Annotated in this window: 27 protein-coding genes; 8 read left to right on the forward strand and 19 right to left on the reverse strand. The window is 33.8% G+C overall.

Features of this window, described 5'->3' with window-relative positions; genetic code table 11:
• Positions 1-289 precede the first annotated feature (289 nt).
• The 5 genes from CHB80_RS13260 to CHB80_RS13280 all read left to right on the forward strand — a co-directional run bounded on the left by CHB80_RS13260 (position 290) and on the right by CHB80_RS13280 (position 4703).
• The gene (locus CHB80_RS13260) at positions 290-1957 is read left to right on the forward strand and encodes a helix-turn-helix domain-containing protein (protein WP_179218164.1); all 1668 of its coding nucleotides are present in this window, start codon (positions 290-292) and stop codon (positions 1955-1957) included.
• Positions 1958-2073: 116 nt separating this feature from the next.
• Positions 2074-2274: a class I lanthipeptide gene (locus CHB80_RS13265; protein WP_089371976.1), complete on the forward strand. Its 201-nt coding sequence runs from the start codon at positions 2074-2076 to the stop codon at positions 2272-2274.
• Positions 2275-2395: 121 nt separating this feature from the next.
• On the forward strand, positions 2396-3265 hold the full coding sequence (locus CHB80_RS13270; RefSeq protein WP_089371977.1) for a DUF4846 domain-containing protein: 870 nt from the start codon (positions 2396-2398) through the stop codon (positions 3263-3265).
• Between the two features lie 65 nt (positions 3266-3330).
• Positions 3331-3693 (forward strand): Na(+)-translocating NADH-quinone reductase subunit F, encoded by a 363-nt coding sequence (locus tag CHB80_RS13275; RefSeq protein ID WP_089371978.1) that lies wholly within the window; start codon positions 3331-3333, stop codon positions 3691-3693.
• Positions 3693-4703: an FAD:protein FMN transferase gene (locus CHB80_RS13280; protein ID WP_089371979.1), complete on the forward strand. Its 1011-nt coding sequence runs from the start codon at positions 3693-3695 to the stop codon at positions 4701-4703. Before CHB80_RS13275 ends, CHB80_RS13280 begins: the two co-directional genes overlap by 1 nt.
• Positions 4704-4708: 5 nt before the next feature.
• Here CHB80_RS13280 and CHB80_RS13285 read toward each other — a convergent pair whose 3' ends face one another.
• The 10 genes from CHB80_RS13285 to CHB80_RS13330 all read right to left on the reverse strand — a co-directional run bounded on the left by CHB80_RS13285 (position 4709) and on the right by CHB80_RS13330 (position 13472).
• Positions 4709-5215, reverse strand: coding sequence for a YybH family protein (locus CHB80_RS13285; protein WP_143337132.1), 507 nt, complete (start codon positions 5213-5215; stop codon positions 4709-4711).
• A gap of 14 nt (positions 5216-5229) precedes the next feature.
• On the reverse strand, positions 5230-5994 hold the full coding sequence (locus CHB80_RS13290) for a class I SAM-dependent methyltransferase (RefSeq protein ID WP_089371981.1): 765 nt from the start codon (positions 5992-5994) through the stop codon (positions 5230-5232).
• A gap of 3 nt (positions 5995-5997) precedes the next feature.
• Positions 5998-6816 (reverse strand): type I methionyl aminopeptidase, encoded by an 819-nt coding sequence (gene map / locus CHB80_RS13295; protein ID WP_089371982.1) that lies wholly within the window; start codon positions 6814-6816, stop codon positions 5998-6000.
• Complete coding sequence (locus CHB80_RS13300; protein WP_089371983.1) at positions 6813-7262, reverse strand: BT0820 family HAD-type phosphatase; 450 nt, start codon at positions 7260-7262, stop codon at positions 6813-6815. Before CHB80_RS13300 ends, map begins: the two co-directional genes overlap by 4 nt.
• Before the next feature lie 178 nt (positions 7263-7440).
• Positions 7441-7614 carry a hypothetical protein gene (locus CHB80_RS24660; RefSeq protein WP_179218165.1) on the reverse strand — a complete coding sequence of 58 codons (174 nt, stop codon included), beginning with the start codon at positions 7612-7614 and terminating at the stop codon, positions 7441-7443.
• A gap of 319 nt (positions 7615-7933) precedes the next feature.
• Positions 7934-8524: a TlpA family protein disulfide reductase gene (locus CHB80_RS13310; protein ID WP_089371985.1), complete on the reverse strand. Its 591-nt coding sequence runs from the start codon at positions 8522-8524 to the stop codon at positions 7934-7936.
• Between the two features lie 19 nt (positions 8525-8543).
• Positions 8544-10058: a 2,3-bisphosphoglycerate-independent phosphoglycerate mutase gene (gene gpmI, locus CHB80_RS13315; protein WP_089371986.1), complete on the reverse strand. Its 1515-nt coding sequence runs from the start codon at positions 10056-10058 to the stop codon at positions 8544-8546.
• Positions 10059-10156: 98 nt separating this feature from the next.
• Positions 10157-11323 (reverse strand): receptor L domain-containing protein, encoded by a 1167-nt coding sequence (locus CHB80_RS13320; RefSeq protein WP_089371987.1) that lies wholly within the window; start codon positions 11321-11323, stop codon positions 10157-10159.
• A 20-nt stretch (positions 11324-11343) separates the two neighbouring features.
• Positions 11344-12117: a M48 family metalloprotease gene (locus tag CHB80_RS13325; protein ID WP_089371988.1), complete on the reverse strand. Its 774-nt coding sequence runs from the start codon at positions 12115-12117 to the stop codon at positions 11344-11346.
• Positions 12118-12407: 290 nt separating this feature from the next.
• Positions 12408-13472 carry a branched-chain amino acid aminotransferase gene (locus CHB80_RS13330; protein WP_089371989.1) on the reverse strand — a complete coding sequence of 355 codons (1065 nt, stop codon included), beginning with the start codon at positions 13470-13472 and terminating at the stop codon, positions 12408-12410.
• A 94-nt stretch (positions 13473-13566) separates the two neighbouring features.
• Between CHB80_RS13330 and CHB80_RS13335 the strand changes: the two genes are divergently transcribed.
• Genes CHB80_RS13335 through mnmD form a run of 3 tightly spaced genes read left to right on the forward strand, consistent with a single transcriptional unit; the run spans position 13567 to position 15369 of the window.
• Positions 13567-14091 carry a DUF4920 domain-containing protein gene (locus tag CHB80_RS13335; RefSeq protein WP_089371990.1) on the forward strand — a complete coding sequence of 175 codons (525 nt, stop codon included), beginning with the start codon at positions 13567-13569 and terminating at the stop codon, positions 14089-14091.
• Positions 14092-14655, forward strand: a complete 564-nt coding sequence (locus CHB80_RS13340; RefSeq protein ID WP_089371991.1) for a hypothetical protein — start codon at positions 14092-14094, stop codon at positions 14653-14655. It abuts the gene before it with no gap.
• Between the two features lie 30 nt (positions 14656-14685).
• A complete protein-coding gene (gene mnmD, locus CHB80_RS13345) occupies positions 14686-15369 on the forward strand; it encodes a tRNA (5-methylaminomethyl-2-thiouridine)(34)-methyltransferase MnmD (RefSeq protein ID WP_089371992.1) in 684 nt (227 codons plus the stop codon).
• A 127-nt stretch (positions 15370-15496) separates the two neighbouring features.
• Here mnmD and CHB80_RS13350 read toward each other — a convergent pair whose 3' ends face one another.
• The 9 genes from CHB80_RS13350 to xrtK form a co-directional block, all read right to left on the reverse strand.
• Entirely contained in the window at positions 15497-16411 is a 915-nt protein-coding gene (locus CHB80_RS13350) for a glutaminase (RefSeq protein ID WP_089371993.1), read from the reverse strand.
• Positions 16412-16414: 3 nt separating this feature from the next.
• The gene (locus CHB80_RS13355; protein WP_089371994.1) at positions 16415-16786 is read right to left on the reverse strand and encodes a ribosomal maturation YjgA family protein; all 372 of its coding nucleotides are present in this window, start codon (positions 16784-16786) and stop codon (positions 16415-16417) included.
• An 86-nt stretch (positions 16787-16872) separates the two neighbouring features.
• The gene (locus CHB80_RS13360) at positions 16873-17532 is read right to left on the reverse strand and encodes a DUF1361 domain-containing protein (protein WP_089371995.1); all 660 of its coding nucleotides are present in this window, start codon (positions 17530-17532) and stop codon (positions 16873-16875) included.
• The gene (locus CHB80_RS13365; protein ID WP_089371996.1) at positions 17533-17820 is read right to left on the reverse strand and encodes a hypothetical protein; all 288 of its coding nucleotides are present in this window, start codon (positions 17818-17820) and stop codon (positions 17533-17535) included. It lies immediately after the preceding gene.
• A gap of 5 nt (positions 17821-17825) precedes the next feature.
• On the reverse strand, positions 17826-19238 hold the full coding sequence (locus tag CHB80_RS13370) for a DUF4153 domain-containing protein (RefSeq protein WP_089371997.1): 1413 nt from the start codon (positions 19236-19238) through the stop codon (positions 17826-17828).
• Positions 19235-19705 (reverse strand): hypothetical protein, encoded by a 471-nt coding sequence (locus CHB80_RS13375; RefSeq protein ID WP_089371998.1) that lies wholly within the window; start codon positions 19703-19705, stop codon positions 19235-19237. The genes CHB80_RS13370 and CHB80_RS13375 overlap by 4 nt, the downstream gene beginning before the upstream one ends.
• Positions 19706-19756: 51 nt before the next feature.
• Positions 19757-20047, reverse strand: a complete 291-nt coding sequence (locus tag CHB80_RS13380; RefSeq protein WP_089371999.1) for a winged helix-turn-helix domain-containing protein — start codon at positions 20045-20047, stop codon at positions 19757-19759.
• Positions 20048-20069: 22 nt separating this feature from the next.
• Positions 20070-22898, reverse strand: a complete 2829-nt coding sequence (locus CHB80_RS13385) for an MSEP-CTERM sorting domain-containing protein (protein ID WP_089372000.1) — start codon at positions 22896-22898, stop codon at positions 20070-20072.
• Complete coding sequence (xrtK, locus tag CHB80_RS13390) at positions 22882-23415, reverse strand: exosortase K (RefSeq protein WP_089372001.1); 534 nt, start codon at positions 23413-23415, stop codon at positions 22882-22884. The genes CHB80_RS13385 and xrtK overlap by 17 nt, the downstream gene beginning before the upstream one ends.
• Between the last annotated feature and the right edge of the window lie 9 nt (positions 23416-23424).

Genomic DNA, 23424 nt, shown 5'->3' on the forward strand with positions numbered 1-23424 from the left:
TTAAAACTTGATGGCCATTTCGATACATCAAATGTTTCTAATTTTAAGGAGTATTCAAAAGGTTGTATCTGAGCCATTTATAAAAAAAGAGTCGTCTTTTATAAAAAGCGACTCTTTTATATTTACGCTAAATAATTGATAATAAGATACTTAGTGTTGTTGTGAAACTAAGCTCAAAAAGCTATCTTTAAATACCTCATTTCCAGTAATACATAGCCTCTTTTATAGAAATACTATATATATGTGTGTTAGATACCCCCTGTTTCAAATAGTGTTAGGAGTTTTTGTTATGCCATTTTTATATGGACAATCAGTTGCAGATTCACTTCATCAAAAAGCGTATGAAGAATTACGAAATGGTTTTCTAACTAATTTTATTCAAAAAGATACGATTCAAGCTCATCTATATGCTAATATCTACTTTAATAAAGCTAAAATTGATAAGGATCAATCACAATTAGTAAATGGATATTACTATAGATCATTATTAGAATATAATGAAGATAAACGGTTAGCTTTTCTAGATTCTATAATAGACATCTCTAAAAATTTTAGAAATAAAAACTTTCCTACCGTTAGTTATTATGATAAGGGAGCTTATTACCATAAAAGGGGACAGTTTAAATTAGCATTAGATAACTTTTTACAAGCACTAACCTATAATAAGGGTGATAATAAGGAATATTTAGAATTTTTATTAAATCAAGCTATTGGAATTTTAAAAATAGAAATTGATGAAAATGAAGAAGCACTTACTTTAATTAAAAGTTGTTGGAAATATGTAATTGACAATAATTTTAGGGAAGAAAATCCTGAAATGTATTTCAATGTACTGCATTCTCTTGCAAACTCTTATCGGAAAACAAATTTTTTAGATTCTGCAAGAGTATATACCCGATTAGGATTAATAGATGAAAATACCACGAGAGGTGGTGTGAATTATAATAAGTTTTTATTACTCAATGGAATACTTGAAACCTATACAACAAATTATACAGAAGCTGAAGCCCAATTATCACAGGCAATATCAAAATTTGATAATAAAACAGATAAACGATTAATTTCTGCGGGCTATTATTTTTTAGGAAAAACTAATTTATTATCAGGTAATGAAGAGAGAGCAGTTGCTTATTATAAAAAAGTAGACAGCCTTTTTGAAGTTAATAAAGACATTCTTCCAGAGCATATAGGAGGCTATCAACACATCATTAAGTATTATAAAGAACATAATAATATAGAAGAAGAGTTAGAGTACACTCAAAAACTAATCACAGTTGATAGTTTTTTAAACAAAAACTATAGAGCATTAAATAAGGAAATTATAAAGCGTTACGAAATACCAAAGTTGGTAGAAGGTCGTGATATTCTTATTGGCAAATTAAAAAACGATCAAAAACAATCTAGGCTATATAATATAATAGGTTTTGGAGCCATATTTTTAATTTTAGGAATAGCTATTTTTCAATATCAGAAAAGGCGTTTATATAAAAAACGATTTTTGGATATTATTAATAAAGACAATGACGGTACTGTCATCGTAAGAGAAACACCTTTAAAAAGTGTAACAAAAGAAGAATCTATAGAGATTCCACAAGAAACCATAGATGATATTTTAGAAAAATTGCAGGTCTTTGAAAAGGATGAATCTTATATAAATGTAAATGTTACTTTACATAGTCTAGCAGATAGCTTAGGTACAAATAATAGTTATCTGTCAAAGGTGATCAATTACTATAAAAAAACAAGTTTCTCTACCTATATAAAACAATTGCGTGTCGCTTATGCATTTAATAAGTTAAAACAAGACACTACTTTCAGGAAGTATACCGTAAAAGCAATAGGTCAAACATGTGGTTTTAAAACTGCCGAATCTTTTTCAAAAACTTTTTTTAAAGTATATGGTATTTATCCCTCCTACTTTATCAAACAGTTAGAAAAGATAAAAGCTGATAATTAGTGTGATTTCTAAAAAAATTGGTCTGCTTTTATAAAAGCAGACTAACAGTTAAGTAAAGTATTTAGATAGTAAGATATTTCTGTATAAATTTATAATGAACTAAAAATCAAACCATCATGAAAAAATTAAATGAATCTTCAGAACTATCATTAAAAAGAGAGAAAATTGCAAAGCTTAACAATGCTCAAATGAAGCATATTTTAGGAGGAAATCAAGCAAATATGTCTACAGAGGAAATTCTTACTTCTTCTTGGAGATGCCTCACTAGTTTGACGATCAACTTGACATACGACACAACTACTACAGACGGAGATTAATAACCTTTCATTGGTAACAAGCATTAAACTCTACATTGTACTATGTAGGGTTTTTTTATACGCTTTCGCGAAAGCGTATATCTAAGCACAAGAAACTTGGCTTTTTAGAGTTATACTAGTAATGAAGAAATTAATACTCGGTCTTATCGTAATTATAGGATTGCTTGTTTTTTTAAACTTTTCCAGAGGAGGAAAAGTGGTTAAAAATACGGTAGCATCTTATGTTGCTCCAACATCTTTAATACATAAAGAAGGGCGTACTATAAAAACACGAGTTAAAATCCCAGATGGGTATACGCGAGTGCTTTCTGAAGAAGGTACATTTGCTCATTACATTCAAAATTATCAACTTAAGGAAGCAGATGCTCAAGTGATCAATTATGATGGGAGTCCCTATATTTTCCAACATGGACATGTAGGAGTTTTGGAAGTACCTGTACCTTCTAATGGATTACAGCAATGTGCCGATGCATTGATTAGATTGCGGTCAGAATTTTTGTGGGAGACGAATAGGAAAAATGAAATAGGGTTTAATTTTACAAGTGGTCATTACTGCTCTTGGTCAAAATATGCAGAAGGATATAGACCTAAGATTAATGGGAATAAAGTAACCTTTTCCAAAACCGCAACGGCAAATGCTTCCAAAGAAAATTTTTATAAATACCTTAACCTTGTATACACCTATGCAGGTACCTACTCACTATCTCAAGAATTAAAAAAAGTACATACGTTATCTGAAGTGATGATTGGTGATTTATTGATTTATCCTGGGTTTCCTGGTCATGTGATGATGGTAGGTGATATTATTGAAAATGATAGTGGAGAACGCCGTTATGTCTTCTTTCAAGGAAATACGCCAGCACAAAGTGTACATATTATTAAAAACGTTTCGGATACAGAAATAAATCCTTGGTATGATCTCAAAGGAAAGACATCACTAGAAACCCCTATTTATAGATTTTCAAGCTTTGAAATGGTACGATTTAAATAGACATATACCCCTTCTTTTATAGCTAAAGACAAAAGAAATTACGAGATAGGTATTACCTTTGTACTATGGCAGTTTTTCTTACAGAACAAGAGTTACATAACCTCGCGATGAATATTGTTGGGGAAGATTTAAAAGAACAAGGCTATGAGTTTATGGGCGTCAACTCTAAACTCAAAAAAGATCCTCAATTTGTAGCACTTAAAGACAAAAAATTGCACTTTGTTATTGTTAGAGCGATCACGTATCCCGATAATGCCAATGTGTATGATGAAGCTTTTATGCAAAAAATGAAGACACATGCCCTTAAATTTGAAGCACGTACTTTTTATGCAGGTGTAGGATTAGGACATGGTGATAATTACCAACATCCTGCCGAAAAAGATGTACCATATACCATGATTTATAACGGACTTCAAGAAATTTTATAATGAGATACGTTACGTTACTTTTAATAGCCTGTTTTATTTCTTGTACTCCAGAGGTGCCAAGTAAAATTACTATTCAGGGGGAAGCATTTGGGACCACGTATGCGATTACTTATTTTGGAAAAGGTAATAATTCACCACGTATGAAACGAGGAATCGATTCGGTGATTCAGGTGGTAAATAGGTCTATGAGTACTTATATCCCTGAGAGTGATATTTCAAAAATAAATAGAGGAGATAGTAGTATTGTAGTAGATGCTATGTTTAAAGATGTTTTTACGCTTTCGCGAAAAATACACAGATTGACCAATGGTTATTTTGATCCAACAGTAGGCGGGTTACGTAATGCTTATGGGTTTGGCGATACAAAGCCACTTGCTGTGATAGACAGTGCGTCCTTAGACTCAATGATGCGTTATGTGGGACTAGAGAAAGTAAAGATTTTACCAGAAGGGACGATACAAAAAGAGTTTCCCGAAATTTATTTTGATTTTAATGCGATTGCAAAAGGTTATGGTATAGATAGGATAGCGGTATTCATGCAAGATCAAAATATTGATGATTTTTTAATTGAGTTAGGAGGAGAAATACGAGCGCAAGGAAAACACCAATTGAAAGATGCTTCTTGGACCGTAGGTGTAGAAAGTATTTATTCTTCTACAGAAGATAGAATAGCTACGGTAGCATTACGATTGGATGATAAGTCGATGGCGGGTTCAGGAAATTATCGTAAAAATAGAGTAGATCCACTCACAGGAAAGCAGTATGTACACACCATAAATCCATTGACAGGAAGTGCCGAAAAAAGCAATGTATTAAGTGCTAATGTAATTGCGTCTACATGCGCTGAGGCAGATGCTTGGGCCACTGCTTTTATGGCCATGGGATTAGAACGTTCTAAAGCCGTACTTGCGACTCAAAAAGGTATAGATGCCTATCTTGTATTTTCTAATGGAGAAAATTCAACAGGTACGTATATTACTAATGGATTTAAGGAATTGATAAACGACTAAATTCATTAAAACCGTAAGGCTTCCTTTTTATTAAAATCTTCTGCAGTAATAGGATTCCCTGCAATGGTTGCAGTATCCCAATCTTGAGTAATTTTCCAGTGCCCTTTTATTTTTTGAAGTACAATATGAAACTGTCCATAGCTGTATTGTGTTTCTCCATCTTTTGAAGTAAAACCTATACGGTAAAAACCAACTTCATAGGAAGTAGTTTCATTTGTTTTTCTACTATCAAACCAAAAGTCTAGGCTAATTTTATCACCGTTTTTACGATTACTAGCAAAACGCTCAGCATTTCCTTTTTTAAAGGCATTTTCTGTGTCGATACCTTGTGGTGTCACACGAAGTACTTGAGCTGCATAGGTAGCATTTAAAGCATCACCATCTAAAGTTTCAAAGGCAGTTTGGAAGGGTTTCCAAACCGTTTGATCTATTTCGTTTTGGATAGTTTCTGTGGTGTTTTGTGCTGTCATTGATGTAATGGCTAATGTCAAGAAAAGGAATAGATATTTCATGGTATACTGTTTTATTATTTTTTACATACAGGTAAGATTTCGCCTTGAGCGAGTCTATACAAATCTACTTCGTCAGGAGATAGGGTAGTGGTGTAATCTACCTCATCTACTGTAAAACCTATACTTCTAAGTTTGTCAAAGTAATCTCTTCCATATACCCGTACATGGTCGTACTGTCCAAAAATCTTAGCGCGTTCTATAGGGTCTGTAATAGAATCGTCTTCAAAGGTAACGGCACGATCTAATTCTTGCGGAATTTGTAAAATAGCCATGCCACCAGGTTTTAGTACACGATATAATTCTTGCATGGCTTTCGTATCGTCGGGTATATGTTCTAATACGTGATTACAGAAAATGATGTCGTATTGATTTTCGCCGAAAGGCAAATTACAAATATCAGCTTTCACATCCGCTAGTGGTGAATTAAGATCTGTAGTAGTATAGTCTAAGTGTTTTAATTTTCGGAAGCGTTTATAAAAAGCTTGTTCTGGAGCAAAGTGGAGTACTTTTGAGGGTTTTGAAAAAAAATCAGTTTCACGTTCTAACCAAAGCCATAGTAACCGATGTCTTTCTAATGATAGGGTAGAAGGGGATAAGATATTTTCACGCTGCGTTACATATCCATAAGGTAAAAACTTTCGAAATCCTTTACCATCAATTGGGTCTTTATAACGAGAGCCTCTCAAAAATAATGCAAAAATGGGTCTGATCACATAACTCAATCTAATGAGTAATGGTCTTGGAATTGCATTCAAGAAAAATTTAAAAAGTTTTTTCACTTGTTAAAGTACCAATGCTTGTTGACGAAAAGGGGTTTCCTCATCACTTTCAATACCCAATGCTTGATAAATATAGGCGAATGTAGAAAGTAATTCTGGTTTGCCATCTACAATGGCTACATCATGCTCAAAATGGGCACTAGGTTTATTATCACGTGTAGTGATTGTCCATCCATCACTATGTTGTTTGATGTTTTTTGTGCCTAAATTGATCATAGGTTCTATGGCAACCACCATCCCTTCTATAAACTTTTTACCGCGACCTCGTTTTCCGTAATTTGGCATTTCTGGCGCTTCGTGCATCACTTTTCCGAGTCCGTGACCTACAAGTTCGCGTACGACGCCATATCCATGATCTTCGGTGTATTTTTGGATAGCATATCCTACATCTCCTACTCGGTTACCTATTTTAAGTTGTTCAATTCCTTTATAAAGTGACTCTTTAGTAACGTCTAATAATTTTTTTACTTCTGGAGCGACTTCACCTACTTCAAACGTATAGGCATGATCTCCATAAAAACCATTTTTGATAGCACCACAATCTATAGAAATAATGTCCCCTTCTACGAGAGGAGTATCATTAGGAATCCCGTGTACTACTTGCTCATTAGGACTCATGCAAAGAGTATTTGGAAAATCATATAACCCTAAAAAACCAGGGATAGCATCTTGGCTACGTATATAATCTTCGGCAAGTTTATCTAGGTATAAGGTAGTTACACCAGGTTTTACTTCGCCTGCTAGCATTCCTAAGGTACGTGAGACAACCAGCGCACTTTCTCGCATTAATTCTATTTCTTCTCTAGTTTTCTGAATAATCATACGTCTGTATCATTTTGATCCTTAAACATCTCTTCTATACGAGATAAGAGTCCTTTTTTTGTTTTTTTAGTTTGTAAATGAGGTCTTTTTGACATGTTTTTTTCACCTATTAATAGATGATAAATCTCACCCCATCCCATCATACCACCTATATTCCTGTCATCTATAAACAAATCGGCATTTATTTTCCTGCTGATTTTAGTACTCATTTCTTCTTCTGGGTAGCTTTTGTTTACAGCGTAAAACGTAATTCCATTTTTTTTACAAAAGTTTACAGCTTCATCTAGTTTTTCTCCTGAACGGTAGGTCCATAAAATAAGAAGATGTCCTTCATTCTGAAGTTTCTTTAAAGTGTCAAAAGCAAATAATAAGGGTTTCCCTATATCTGGATATGCATTTGATACAATAGTTCCGTCAAAATCTACAGCGATTGTCTTCTTGTCCAATGGAAATGAATTTGGTGCAAAGTTACAAAAATGAAAAGGTAGTGTTTGTAAAAATATATGATAAGACAGAAGAAACAGAAAATATAAAAGGTTATCCAAAATACTTTCTGGATAACCTTATCATTTGTTTTAGTACCCCTATTATTTTAGAATCTAAAAGGGATACAGTATTCTTATATTAACAACAGAAATCCAAACATTCCTGTATGGTGCTTACTGTTGTAGATCTTCCATCATCACAATTACATGGAAATGAGGCGTCATCATCTAGTGTAGCAAAGGCTCCACCTTTGATTTCTTTTTGTTCTTTTTTGTTTAATGAGCTACCTAAATCTGAAATTTTCTTTAACATAATTAAATTTTTTTATAAATAAAATATCCTTGATCATTTTGTGACACTCAAGGTTTGTGTCTATTCCTTGCAAGAGAATATTTTTAAATCAAAATATAAATTTTGAGCTTAGGAGCTGATGCTAAATTAGATTTTTATTTACGCGTAAGTATTTAATTGTGAGATTTTTAACTAATAAAGAAAAATTGACAATTCATATATTTCTATTTTATAGAAAATGTGTTGCCTCTATGACAAAATATAGAATATACCTATCCAATCACCCATAAAAAAGCCAGCAAATTGCTGGCTTTTTTATGGGTGATATTTTGATTAAGTATTATTCTTCTGCATAGGGATGCTTGTAATCTTCTCCATTAAGAATTTTAGCCATGTCTTTTTCAATACTAAAAATAGAATATTCAACAATACGTCCTAATTCTTTTCCTTCTTTTTCAAAAATGATAGTAGGTACATATTCAATTCCATTATCCTTGATGAGTTCTTCCGGTGCATCTTTCCCTTCTGTAATAGTGATAAGTTGTACTTTAGAGGCATCAATTCCTGCAAGATCAAGTGCTTTAAAGAAGGCAGGAACTTCTCGCTGACTATCTTCACACCAAGTTCCCATAAACACTGTAATATCTGTTTGTGCTAGTTCCTCTTTTATAGACGTCATGGTGACAGTATCTAAAGGATGCTCTTTATAACTTACATCAAACCATTTTTTATAAGGTTCTTTTTCTAAAGTAGCTCGTTCTTGTATTCCTACAATGATAGGATCTCCATTGTCATCAATAAGATCAAATTCTGGAGTTTCTTCTGTAGCAACTACTGTAGGTGTTTCTTTTGTGTCTGTTTTCTTTTCATTACAAGAGGTTACTGTAATGAGAGACAATGTAACTAAGACTAGAATTCTATTTAATTTCATAGGTTTTCTTTTCAATAATTTAAACAAGTGATGCGCGATCCATCACCTCCGGTTGTGCAACTCCGATTAGTTTTAATACGGTAGGTGCCACATCTGCCAAAATACCATTTTTTATTGTTTTAATGTCTTTATCAACTAGAATGATTGGAACTGGATTTGTAGTATGTGCTGTATTGGGTGTTCCGTCAGGATTGATCATGGTCTCTGCGTTTCCATGATCGGCAATGATAATAACGGTATAGTCTTTTTCTTGTGCTTGGTTTACAATAGCTTTTGTGCAACTGTCTACGGTCTCACAAGCTTTTATAGCAGCTTCCATCACTCCTGTATGACCTACCATATCCGGATTTGCAAAATTTAAGCACACAAAATCTACATCTCCTTTTTGAATTTCGGGAATAATTTTATCTCGTATCTCAAAAGCACTCATCTCTGGTTGTAAATCGTAGGTGGCTACTTTTGGAGAAGGACAAAGTAAGCGAGACTCGCCTTCAAAAGGAACCTCTCTTCCGCCATTAAAGAAGAACGTTACGTGAGGATATTTTTCTGTTTCTGCAATTCGAATTTGTTTCTTCCCTGCTTTTGCTAAGGTCTCTCCCAATGTATCTACCAGGTTATCTTTGTCATACACTACGTTCATACCAGTGAAGGTATCATCATAATTGGTCATTGTTACATAGTGCAGGTCTAATTTTTGAGTGTTTTGCTCTGGAAAATCTTTTTGAGATAGCATTTCTGTAAGCTCACGACCACGATCTGTTCTAAAATTAAAAAATACAATGACATCTCCTTCTTGTACGGTTGCTATAGGAGTTCCATTTTGAGTACAGACTAAGGGTTGTAAAAACTCGTCTGTGATGTCTTGATCATAGCTTGCTTGTATATTTTGAACTGGATTTTCAGTAGCGGTTCCTTTTCCACGTACAATAAGGTCATATGCCATTTGTACACGTTCCCAACGTTTATCTCTATCCATCGCATAATAACGTCCAATTACTGATGCGAGTTGGGTATTATACGCTTTCGCGAAAGCGGATATATCCTCCACAAATGCTTTCCCCGATTTTGGGTCTACATCGCGGCCGTCTGTGAACGCATGAATATACGAATGTGGTACTCCAGCTGCATGTGCAGTTTCTATAAGACCTTTTAAATGATTGATATGAGAATGTACGCCTCCATCAGACAGTAATCCTAAGAAATGCACTGGTTTTTGATGCTCTTTTGCATATGCAAATGCATTTATAAGCGTTTGCTCATCTTTAAGCGTATCATTTTGTAATGCGCGATTAATTTTTGCAAAATCCTGATAGATAATTCGGCCAGCACCTAAATTCATATGTCCTACTTCACTATTTCCCATTTGCCCATCTGGCAATCCTACATGTTCTCCGTGGGTGAGTAATTGTGCATGTGGATATTGTGTGTAAAGACTATCTATAAACGGAGTTTGAGCTTTGTCTACCGCCGAAACTTTTTTGTCTGGAGCCATGCCCCAACCGTCTAATATCATCAAGATTGTTTTCTTATTCATCTGTCTTGGTTTGTTGCTGTAAAGATAAAAAACAAAACCCCGCCAATGCGAGGTTTTGGAATGCTTTTAACGAAAACGTAATAGTGTATTGGACTTAATTATAAGGAGCACTGACCATCTAATAACTGAGCTATGGTAGGATTATATGCATTATTACTAATAACAAAATTGGCAGTATTATAAGTGCCTTCAAATATTAAATTATTAAAGCCACACCAATCGGAGAGGCTATTGTTATCTTTAATAAATAATCTATCTGAAATGACAATTAGGTTTTGAAATCCATCTAAATTGGATATAGCATCATTAAGATTGATTTTAAGTAAACTATTTACTTCTTCTAAAGATGTAAATGACATCTCATTAATCTGGGGGTTTTGAGTAATGTCTATCCATGGTAACTTTTCTAAGGAAGGGAAAGAAACCGCGACTAGGTTGTTATTATTTGCTATGACTAGTCGATCATCTATTCGTTCTAATTGTTCAAAATCATTTAAGTCTGTTAGATTGTTATTTCTATTAACAGATAAATTTTTAAGTCTAGTAATGTTTTGAACCCCATCAATATTAGTGAGGATATCATTGTTAGTTATACTTAGAGATATATTTGTGTTTTCAATAATACCCATATCAATACTCTGTAAGTTGTCATTATCAGAAATAACGAGTCCGTTCCCAATGTTTACCCCTTCAAGATCATTCAAATGTTCTAATAACGGATTTATTGCTATCGTTAAATTACCACTTACCTCTCTTAAATTATTTAATCCAGAAAGAGATTCAAGAGAAGCATTGTTTCCTATGTTAATATTTCCAGAAGATCTCATATTCTCTAATCCTTCTAGGTTGTTTAACATAGCATTGTTTGCTATTTCAATGGTGGAGATTCCATTATTTATATTTTGAAGACCTCTTATATGTTGAAGGTTTTGATTATTATTAATGACTAACCATTGCACTCCTCCTTCCAAGTTTGAAAAACCATCAAGATTGGTTACTTCTGTTCCAATTATTTTTAAGAAACCATTAATCTCTCTTAAATTAGAAAAACCGCTTAAATCTGTTATTGGGAATTGTTGATCAATCTCTATGTTACCATTGACAGCTTGATATCCGTGAGCAACAAATTCATCAACTCCAAGTTGACTTCTAATATAAACGTTAAAGTCGGCAGTTAAAAGATCATCTGAAGAATCGCAACCATTACAGAAAAGTAACAAAAAAACTAAAGTGAATTTTACAAGATGACGTAACAATTTAAGCATGTGATACTCTTTAATGATGTTTAGCCTTGATATCCATATTTTTGGATAGACTCTTTTATTTTTTCAATACGATTATCAGGGTCTGGATGTGTACTTGAAAATTCTGGCTGACGATTAGGTCCTGCCGCTGCTTTTAATACCTGCATTACCTTTATCATTTCGTAGGGATCATAGCCAGAACGAATCATAAATAGCACGCCTAGATCATCACTTTCTAACTCATCATCACGTCCATTTCCTAAAAGGATACTTTGTCCGATGCCTCCAGCGGCTTGTCCAAAACCACCACCTACTTCGGCACCCATAGAGATGGTTTGCCACATTTTAGAATTTTCTACACGCTCGGCACTGTGTTTTCCTAGTACATGACCAATTTCGTGACCGAGTACACCTGCTACTTGATCTTCATTTTCTAATCTTGAAAGTAAAGCATACGTAATAAATATCTGTCCGCCAGGGAGTGCAAAGGCATTAATAGTTTGATCGTCTCTTAGTAAGTGAAAATCATATTTATAAGGAGTCTCACGAGCCATACTATTTTGAACTAATTTAGTCCCTATCTGATCTATAAAAGCTTGTAGTTGTTTGTCTGGATGTAAGCCTCCATGTTGATCTGCCATAGCAGGAGCATTTGCCAATCCTATTTGAATTTCTTGTTCAGGACTCATACTAATAGATTGTACTTTTCCTGTGTATGGGTTTTCTTCTCTATTGCTATAATTTCTTATAAGTGCAAAAGCAACTACAGCTACTCCAATAAGGAGTCTTATTTTCATTCCGCCACCGCGTCTCATCGTATATTCTGTTTAGGTTAGTGAAACTAAGGTACGAAAAAGTCAGGAGTCAGGAATCTGGAAAAGATATATAAGTCACGACTATAGTAATTTATATTGACGTATTCGAGATTAATAAAATAAGTAAGGTGATTGAGTAATTTTTGTGAAAGCGAAAATTATATCGAAATTACCGACTAGAAATAAAAATAGCGTATTGCTCTATTTTATATATCTGTATATAAGTGCTGTATACATTGTATAGAGAAACAATCCTTTTGAAAGATCAGAATATTATTTTCTCATATAACTCACTTCACTTCATATCTCCATCCATGAGGATCTGAAGCACGGTTGTATTGTATGTCTTTGAGTGCTTTCTTAAATTTTGAAGCGTAGCTATCTTCTATTGATGGCAAGTCATAATCTTTTTCTTGATACCCAAAACTCTTGAAAGGAACGACTACTGCAGCAGTTCCAGCACCAAATATTTCTTTGAGTTCACCAGATGTTGCAGCAGTTACAATTTCTGATACAGATACGCGTCTTACTTGTACGTCAATACCTGCATCTTTAGCAAGTTGTATAATACTTTTGCGTGTAATTCCATCTAGAATACGATCATTATTTGGAGCCGTAAGTAAGGTGTTACCTACTCTAAAGAATACATTCATAGTACCTGCTTCTTCTAGATACTCGTGTGTGCTAGCATCTGTCCAAACAATTTGCTGGTATCCTTTTTCTTTGGCAAGATTGGTAGGATAAAATTGTGAAGCATAGTTTCCTGCTGCTTTTGCAAATCCAACACCACCATCGGCGGCACGGCTATATTTTTCTGCAAATAATACACTTACTTCACCAGAATAATACGCTTGTGCAGGAGCACATATAATCATAAAGCGATAGCGATCTGATGGAGAAGCAGAAACACCTGATTGCGTTGCAATCACAAAAGGTCTAATATATAATGAATTTCCGTCGCCAGATTTTATCCACTCATTATCTAAATGTAGTAGTGTTTTTAATCCATCAAAAAAGTATTCTTTTGGAAATTCAGGAATAGCAAGTCTATCAGATGATTTGTTGATACGTTCCCAATTTTCTTCAGGACGAAATAACCATGTTGCTCCTTCATCATCTTTAAAGGCTTTCATTCCTTCAAAAACAGCTTGACCATAATGAAAAACTTTAGCGCTTGGATCTATACTTATAGGCCCGTAAGGTGCAATTTGAGGCTGTTGCCAAGCACCATCTACATAATCACAAAAAAACATATGATCTGTAAACACACTTCCAAAAGCCAGATTATTAAAATCTATCTCGCTTATTCTACTCTTCTCAGATTTTGTTATGTTCATTGCAACGGTTGTATTCATGGTGCAAATTTAAGAATTTAACACACTGGAGATGCTTTTAAATTCATAATTTTGTCATATAATTGACTAGAACCTATCAAAAGATTTTAAACAAATGAAGACAAAATTTATAATATTAGTAATTGCACTCATTTCTTTGGGTTGTAAAGAGCAAGTAGAACAGGCAAAAACTGAAGGAGAAGTTGCAGTAGTAGAAGGTAAAGAAAATACAGATCAAACTCCATATGCGAGTTATGGTGAAAAAATCACAGGAGAAAACTTAATGGCTGTTTCTAATGTAAAAGAGCAGTACAAAAACTTAAAAAATGGAGATACTGTAGCGGTTAAATTTAAAGCACCTATTGACGCTGTTTGTAAAAGTAAAGGATGCTGGATGCGCCTAGACTTAGGCGATGAAGAAGAGGTGTTTGTGAAATTTAAAGACTATGCATTTTTTGTACCTACAAATGCTTCGGGTGAAGCCATTGTTCAAGGAAAAGCTTTTGTAGAAGAAACTTCTGTGCAAGACCAACAACACTTAGCATTAGATGAAGGAATGTCTGCTGATGATATAGCTGCCATTACAGAGCCAAAGCGTGAGTTAAAACTTATGGCGGAAGGTGTCTTAATGGAGAAATAAATGAACTATCTGAAAGGGATATGTATTCTTTTTTTACTTTCTGGATGTCAGGTATTTGTTAATGAACACCCTGCTATTGGAACTTGGAGTAGATGTAATAGAGATGGTAGTTATTGGGAATATAAAATAACTGATCAATACATGCTTATGACGAGAACCTTGTCTAATGAAGTACTGCTCTTCAAAACTAAAGTTGTCGATACAAGTCTATTACTATCAGAATTTAAGAATGGCCCAGGATTGATGTGTAGGAATGACACTCTAGTTACTATAGAACAATCGGAAAATAAGATAGTTCTAAAAAGTACATATACTTGGGAGACTCTTGAATTAAACAAAGCAGGTTTTGATATTGAATCAATCGATTCTCTACATTTAGAAGCGTGGAAAAGCAAAACGCTAGCAGATTTCAAAAAAAGAGCTGCGTTAATGGATTGCCCTGATATAAGAACAGAAGAGGAAAAAGTACTTCCTATCTTAGAAACAGATGATAGTGATGAAGAAATAGAAATTATAGAAATAGATAGTTTAGGGGGTCGCAAACGTTTATATTTTAATGATTGATTTGATGAGCATGACTAAGAATATATGTTTATGAAACGCGAAATTATCATTACAGGTGACGGCTCAAAAACCATTCATATTCCTGAATGGGATGAACAATACCATAGTAAACATGGTGCAATTCAAGAAGCACAGCATGTGTTTTTAAACATGGGATTGCACCATTATATATCTCATCCATTATTTCAAAAAGATACCACAGTTGCTATTTTAGAAATGGGTTTTGGTACTGGACTCAATGCATTATTGACATTTTTTGATGCTCAAAAAACACAAACATCTATTCAATACACAGGTGTAGAAGCTTATCCGATTTCTCCTGAAGAGGTCAAAGCTATGGACTATGTGTCGCTCCTAAAAGAAGAAGGAGCACAACATATCTATAATCAACTTCACACAACATCTTGGGAATCTCAACAAGAAATAGCTCCTTCATTTCAATTGACAAAACGCGAACAACGTTTTGAAGATATCATAGATCAGGATGCGTTTGATCTTGTGTATTTTGATGCCTTTGGTGCTCGTGTGCAACCAGAACTTTGGGGGGAAGCTATTTTTAAAAAAATGTATACTGCTTTGCGCGAAAAAGGAGTCTTAGTGACCTACGCCGCAAAAGGGAGTGTACGCAGAGCAATGCAAGCGGTAGGCTTTGAAGTAGAACGCCTGCCAGGCCCTCCAGGAAAACGAGAGATGTTAAGGGCTACAAAGATTTAATATTTCTTGATTACATAGTTTCTGTTATATGCTTTAACGTTTCACTCTCCCTTTGGTTGTGAACCTGCCTGTCGGAAAGCAGGTCTCTCTAGCTCAATTTCGCGAAAGCGTACTCAACAAATACGTATTAAAAAATAGTTTCGTGTGTGGTATCAGTAAAGCGTTCTAAAAATTTCATACCTCGATACGAATTGCCTCTTTCATTGAGTTTAGGACTCCAAACACTAATAGTATATGAGTTTGGAAGTACAGCTACGATTCCGCCGCCAACACCACTTTTACCTGGTAATCCGACTTTGTAAGCAAATTCTCCTGCTTCGTCATAAAAACCACAAGTTTGCATGATGGCATTCACACGTTTGGATTGTGAGCGTGTCAAGATCTCCTTTTGGGTGATTAATTGTTTTCCACCATTGGCTAAAAAACCATAAGTCTTGGAAAGTTGACAACAGGTCATTTCTATAGAAGAAAGATGGAAGTATAGATCTATCACTTGGTCTACATCATTCTTGATGTTTCCAAAAGATTTCATAAAGTTGACTAAGGCAAAATTGCGATACCCGTTTGATTTTTCAGACTGCGCAATAGTTTCTGAGTAATGAATACCTGGATTGTTTGCAACGTCTCTTATATACGCTATTAACTCTTCTTTAGGCTCTTTTAAATGGCTGCATAAAATATCACAAACCACAATCGCGCCTGCATTAATTAAAGGATTACGGGGAATACCGTTTTCTGATTCTAATTGCACCAGAGAATTAAATGCAGACCCAGAAGGCTCTACATCTATACGTTGCCAAATACTTTTATCGCCTAATGATAAAGCAAAACTAAGCGATAGGACTTTTGCAATACTTTGTATAGAAAACAAGGTGTTTGCATCACCAGCGGTATATTGAGTACCATCATTGGTAGTCAAACATACGCCAAAATGAGCAGGGTCTACTTTGCCTAATTCAGGAATATAGGTAGCCACATTTCCTTTATTTTCTATGCTTTTGATATAGGTGTAGGTGTCTTCAATGATGTTTTGACAGTTCATAGGTTATTCATGTCTTACGTAGTACTTCTCAAATATAAGAATTAGAACTCCGCCTATTGAATATGCAACAATATCTTTCCAGTCAAACGTCGTCCCAAGTATGATTTTTGCAATTTGGTTATTTGATAAACCGATCCAATGTATGAATGAAGTGGCTTGTATAGCTTCCACTACATATGCAAAAAAGAGTACACCTATAATTGCTTTTAGATATGAGGTTTTTATAAATGTTCTTACAAAACAATAGATCAGAATTACTACCAGCATATCTCCTATAAACGGACGAATAATCGTGTCATTTATAAAAAGAGCAATGCATACTTCTATGATAAGGAGCAGGCAAAATGTGAGAAAATATTTGAGATTAAATGTCATGTCTATTGTGAAAAATTAGTCTATACAAAGCTCTCGGTCCTGTTTCTCCTAGAGGGAGAAATGATATACAATAGGATTATTAGCTTTTAATCTTTTGACAAGTTAGATATTTTAATGGCATGGTAGAACAATCCTATAATACAAGCATATCCAAAAGTGACTATCCATGTTTGTGAGTAGGTGAAAGGATGTCGTATACGCATAACAATATCCTCAAAAAGTGCCATAGGATTTTGTAAAATATCCCAACTATTCCATCGTAAAAAACGACCTAAATAAATACCAAAACCACATAGGATAAAGATGCTTATTAATACGAAGGGAAACCATTTAGATGCTATTTTTTTGGATAGAATCCTTTTCATGTCTTGAATAGTTAATGTCATAATAAATAATCCATACGCCGCAAATGAAAACAATAGCATCGCATCATACCAGACTATGTTCTGAGAGGTATGTCTTAAATGTTGTAAATCTGTAATGAGATAAGGGGTGTTAGGTAAAAATAGTAACCATACTCCAAAAATAGGAAGGAGTATCCAAGTGTTATGATGCCAATTCTTTTTACTTTGTACGAGTAATGTAATACTATAAGGAATAAAAGCAAGAAAGAGATTCCACGCTAAGAATAAATAGAAAAAGGAACCGGTGACTTTAATACGCATTGTGAGTAATAAAGCACAAAATAAAAACCCTATACATAGTGTGCTTAACTCGTCTATTTTAGATATAATAAGTTGTTTCATTTATTTGAAGTTTGTTTTAATTACGATTAGTATTGCTTGAATAATTCCGAGAATCCAATAAGTAGGAAATCTTAAAAAAGTATAGAGCACTTCAAAATTATCTACTATTCCAATTGTCATTTGTACATATTTTATTTCGATGATTTGCGAGGTCAATGGGAGTACACCTCCAAAAAGGATGCATCCCAAAATGCAACCTGTATTTCCTTCTAACTTTTCATTCCAAAATGTATAATTCAAGAAGATTAAAATTCCAATGACTACGTAGTCAAAATATCCAATTAGCATAGATCCTATTTTTTAGATACCATCTTTTGATATGTAATTCCTTGTAAGGTTTTTGATTGCCAGGTTTGGTTTTGCAACTCTTTTATATAGTTCTCATAGTGATACGTAATGGCTTCCATTCTAGGTGGAGGGAATTTTTCTGGGTGCGCTTTCGCGAAAGCGTATAAAAGATCAATGTGATTACGTCCCATAGACTCTAAATACACAAGATCAGGACGTTCTACTTGTGATAAATTATAACGTGTAATTTCTCTATTCCAACTAAAGCTACTCATCATCACAATGACTATAAATGCGATTCTAGCATTGAGGCGTACTAGATACATGACATTTTTACGATAAGCTACCTTAAGATAGGTGGTGAGCAAACCTGCAATACATAGTGTTAAGTAAATACCTACGCCAATACGTTTATAGGTGAGTCCAAAATCGGTGATATAGATATAATTCTTATAAGCCGTTATAAGTACAAGGACGCAGTTTAAAAGAATCCATATATAGGTGAGTATTCGTAAACGCTTGCTTTTTTTATAGAAATTGAGATTGCCTCTAAAAAAGATAAGAATCAATGAGATAGCAATAATGATAGATGCAATTAAGGCATTTACTCCTTCGTGTACTGTTTTAGAGAGTTCGGATGCGTGTTCAAATGAATTGGTGGTTACATACCAGACATCTACAACTAGAAAAAAGAGAATCAATGCATTGAGAACTCCAATGACGAGTGAGCCTAGTAATTGTTCTTTGTGTAAGAGGGGTTCTTGAGTTTCTGAAATAGATTTTTCAGATAGGTTTAATACCACATTTCGATCTGCATTTGTAAGTGGATCTAAAGATGCAGGAGCTGTGATATTGTTTATTAATAGATACCCCATCAGGGTAAATAACATCCAAGAAAAATTAATAAAACTAAGATCTATGGCGTTTACCCATTCTTCAAAAATAGGATTGATTTTACTATAAAGCGTCGCAAAAATGATAGGAAGTCCTACTACTAATAACACGGTTAAGATGATAAAACCGTAGTCGCGTTTTTTCTTAGGAGTGAGTTTCTTTTTTTCATCCCTGGGCGTCATATAATAGTGTAATGCTCCTACGATAGATTGGTACAAGCCATTTATGCCTTGTACATAGATAGAGTTTTGCGCCCCAGAAATTGTTCCTGCAAATATTATAAAGGTGATAAAGGACATAAAAATAGCCAATGAACTATGATTTGTGAAGACAAAAAATGAAGTGAGGAGATAGATGCAAGATGCAATGCGCATGTCTGCTCTTTTAAAAACTTCTGGACGCATGATAACAACCGCTATGATTGCGATGATAGCAAAGATAAACAGGTTAAGTCCTATGTTTTGGTTGTAGAATAATGTGCTAAATCCTAAAGCACTGATCCATAAAATGAGTTGACGTTTCATAGTGTTGTGATTTTAAAAGTGTATTGTAGTTTGATGAGGGGTTGGTGTAATAGTTTTAAAAAATTGAGGTGATAAAAAGCATGCGCTTTCCTTCCTTTTTTATAGGCACTCCAGAACTGTTTGATATGATCTGGAAATAATAAAGTTCCTATGGTGAGTACGATAAATAGGTATAGAGATCGTTTGCCATTTCCAAAAAGGTAAAATTGCATGGCAATCTCATCAGGTACAGAGATACCACTTCCAGTAAGTACGTGATAGATATCGTGATCTTCTAGTTGAGGTTCTGGAGTAAAGTGATGTTGTAGTAAGAAACAACCTAAATGATATCCTAAGCTTTCTATAGGATATGTAAGTAGCTCCTTGACAGAAATATCCCAAGGCTCTTCATTTTTAAATAACCATCTATAAGGGAGTTTACTCCATTCATAAAGACGTTCTAGAATTAAATATCGTAGTGTTTTCATAATTATAAAGTACTTTGAATTTCAAAGTAAAATGATAAAAAAATATAGTTATTATTTCCCGATCAGTTTTTCTAAGGCTTCAATATGTTTTTTAAATGCGGCTTTTCCTTTTCTGGTGGCACGATAACTTGTGTTTGGTTTTCTGCCTATAAACGTTTTGTTTACAGAGATATATTCTTCTTTCTCTAAGGCTTTTGTATGACTTGCTAAATTACCATCGGTAGCGCCAAGAAGTTCTTTAAGTTCTTTAAAGTCGGCACTTTCATTTACCATAAGTACACTCATAATCCCAAGACGTATCCTGTGATCAAAAGCTTTATTTATGTTGTTTATTATTGACATTTTTTGGTGTGCTTTCGCGAAATTACAATTCCTTCTTTTTATATGTTGTTAATTTATGCTGTCTTTTTTTTCTATACCATAAGATCCCTCCTAGGAGTATTGCTATTATATAAATACTTGGCTCACTCATACGTCTTGTATCTTCTCCAAGATCTAATGATTTTTTACCTGACAATACTTGTTGTTGCTTCTTCTTTAAAATTGCTTTTTGAGCATCGTTTTCGACAACAATATATGACGTTACAGGGGTCATGATGTTAGATTTAAAGCTAGATTTTACTAACGATAACCATTCTTTGTCAGCCATTTCTGGGTGTAATATTTGCGACTTCCACGCTGCTTGTAATGTAAGTGCAGATGCCCAGTCTTTGTTTTTAATTTCCTCTACAGGGATTTCAAAAAGGTCTTTCTTTAAGATAATGGTAGGTAAACTATCATTCTTAAGGTATGTTGTGACATTATTGGCATCCTGATAGACTAATGTTTTGTGATTAAAGACAATCGGAAGGCTATCTTGTATAGATATTGCTGGATTCGTAATTAGTGAGTGATGACGTAGCTCATGATCTTCTCCTAGGCTGTAAAAGAAGTCACTTTCTGGGAATGTAAATTTCCAATCTGAAAAATTGGTGTCAAAAATAGCACTTTGTAAATCGTTTGTTACAACTACTATGATAGGGTAGGAGGTGTCATTTGTATTGTATGAATTATAGAGTACAGATTTGATAGCTCTATCTACATAAAAACCTCCTTCAAAAGTTTGTGCTTTTAAACGTTCTTCCCAGTCTTGGCCCAATGGTTCTGTATGTGTATATTGATTTGTATAGCTGATTTTTCCATTTTCTGCTATAGAAGGATACTTACGAATAATCGTATTTATTTGGTTTCTTACAGCTACGTTTGCGCTATCTTTTTTATCAGATATATCCGTAATAAAGTGGAAGTAGGGAGTACGTTGGGTTTCTTTTAAGTTCTTTTTTTCTTGTGGAGAAATATAGACTGCATGCTCATTTTCAAAATTGGTGAAGGTCTCTTGTTGTTCTCCAAGTTGTACTTGATGGCCATCAATAGTCAATTGGATAGGGTCTTTATGTAAAAGTTCTATTCCTGTTTTTCTAACCTCTTTTTCTCCGAAAGGGAATACTTTAAAAGCTACTTTATTTCCAGTGAGATAATACAATATACCAGGGTCTCTGTTTTCATTTCTAATATTAGAAAACACCCACATTGCCGATTTTTTCTCGGCTAGAATTCCCATTTCTTTTGTGTCACCTACGTATAAATAATAATCGCTTATCCATGCTCCTTCGGGTAATGTAATCGTTGTTGTGTATTCGAGAAATCGCGAATCACTCGTATTGGTAATCTCTAGATCAATCCAACTTTTCCAAGCATTCTGAGAGGTGTCAAACGTACTATTTGTAGCAATATCTGTAATAGCAACATTTTTATTGCTACTATTTCTAGACCAAAAGTGATCCTTGTCTTCATCAAAAAAGATACGTTCAATGGTATTTATTTTTTTGTTAGAAAGTGTTAAGTTATCTAATACTAACCAATTGAAATAAGTAGATAGGTAGGGTTGTTGTCCATCAAAAATAAAATCTCGGTTATCTCCTTTATGATTTTTTACAACGTTCAGTGTTTTTTTTAGAGACGTACGCTTGATGTTGTATGTTTTTGAGTAGTCAGGGTTATATACATAATCAAGAGTTTCATGTAACGTGTTTCTATCCTGTATATAGCTTAGTGTAATGCTAATGGGGAGTATTAAAAAACCACCAATAACAATAGCCCAGATTATTTTTTTTGAAAAGTAATCTTTTAGAAAATGAATGTCTTTTATTAATTCATTGATATGAATAATAAATACAACTAATGGGGTGAGTAATAAAAACCCTGTACCAATAAGAATTAATGCAATTACAGATATAGGTAAGAAAGGTAGAAAAACGATAAAGAAATAAAATGTAAATGCAAGTGTAAAGCTTCTCCCTATGATAAGTAGTAAGCGGTAATTTCTTTTTTCAAGATTAGGAAGGCATATAAACATACCATTTAGAATGGCAAGTATATAAAACAATGGATGATTAAAATCACCAAAGATTCCTGCACTATTAGTACCAAATGGATGAAATATTTGGCCATTATTTATGAGTAGACCAAGTATTGGCAATAGAATTAATACTGGGATTTTCCAGAAATATTGATATTTTTTTAAAACACCACTTTTTTTTGTTGAAAGAATATAAATCCCACGAATTAAAAAGAACAAGAATATGAGTGTACATATAATGATGACAATCAGTATAACATGCATATCATAATCATCTTCTAAAGATTTCCATAAGGGTATGATTACTTGTAGGAATACATATAATAGAATAGGAATTGCTATAGCGGCAAGAAAATTTTTCCAAGCTTTATGATTTTTTTTATTTGAAGTAAGAGCCGTAACTAAGACAAATAAAGCATATGCTAGTGTAGGCATTAAGAAAGTCCCAACATATATCATTAAATCTCCAGATAGCATCCATCTAGGAATTGAAAAAGGAATGATGTCATTTGAGAAATATCCAAATAAGTAAATAAATGGAATATAAGTACATAAGGCTGCAATGCTATAGAAAAAAGATACTTGCTTTTTCTTTATAATCAGATAAAGTGCATAGATAAAACTAAGCGATGAAAGCGCAACCAATACCCATACAAAAGACTTCCATAACGAGATATTTCCTTCTTCTAAGAGGCTTTCAATAATTGAAAACTCTCCGAAGAAGATAGAAAGCAACACCACTACTGGAAGTGTGTTTATGACTAAAATCCATTTAGGATTACGTAAGTTTTGCATCACTTTTTTTATGGGTTAATATGCGTTCTATTAGCAAATACGTCAACACAAGAAAGGTTAAGTTGGTGGTAATACCTATAACTTGATGCGTAATGCTTGGATCTATATGTAAAATGGAAATATCTTGACGTTGTATGATTATTGATGTGAAAATTCGAGCACTATTTACTCCTATGGTGAATAGATATGCTCCAATAATCGAAATCCATAGTGTATTTATTTTTTGAAATCTAGTGGTAGTATGTCTTAGAAGTAAGATGGTAAACATTATAAAAGATAACAACCAGAAATTATAGCCTGAACAGGATTTGTCTATAATGATATTAAGCTTCTCATAAAAATACCCACTATCTTGTCCATAGGTAGCTTGTAATCCTGTTAACAACGAAATCATTTTGTTGGTTGGATGAAGTAAAAAGTCAAGATCTTCAGTGCCAGCATACCTGTAACCTACTTTTAATACTATAAAAAGTACAAAAGCAATTATATAATATGGTATGTTTTTATTAGTAATCATGAGTTATTC

It is taken from the genome of Dokdonia pacifica (assembly GCF_900188275.1).
Classification (GTDB): Bacteria; Bacteroidota; Bacteroidia; order Flavobacteriales; family Flavobacteriaceae; genus Dokdonia; species Dokdonia pacifica.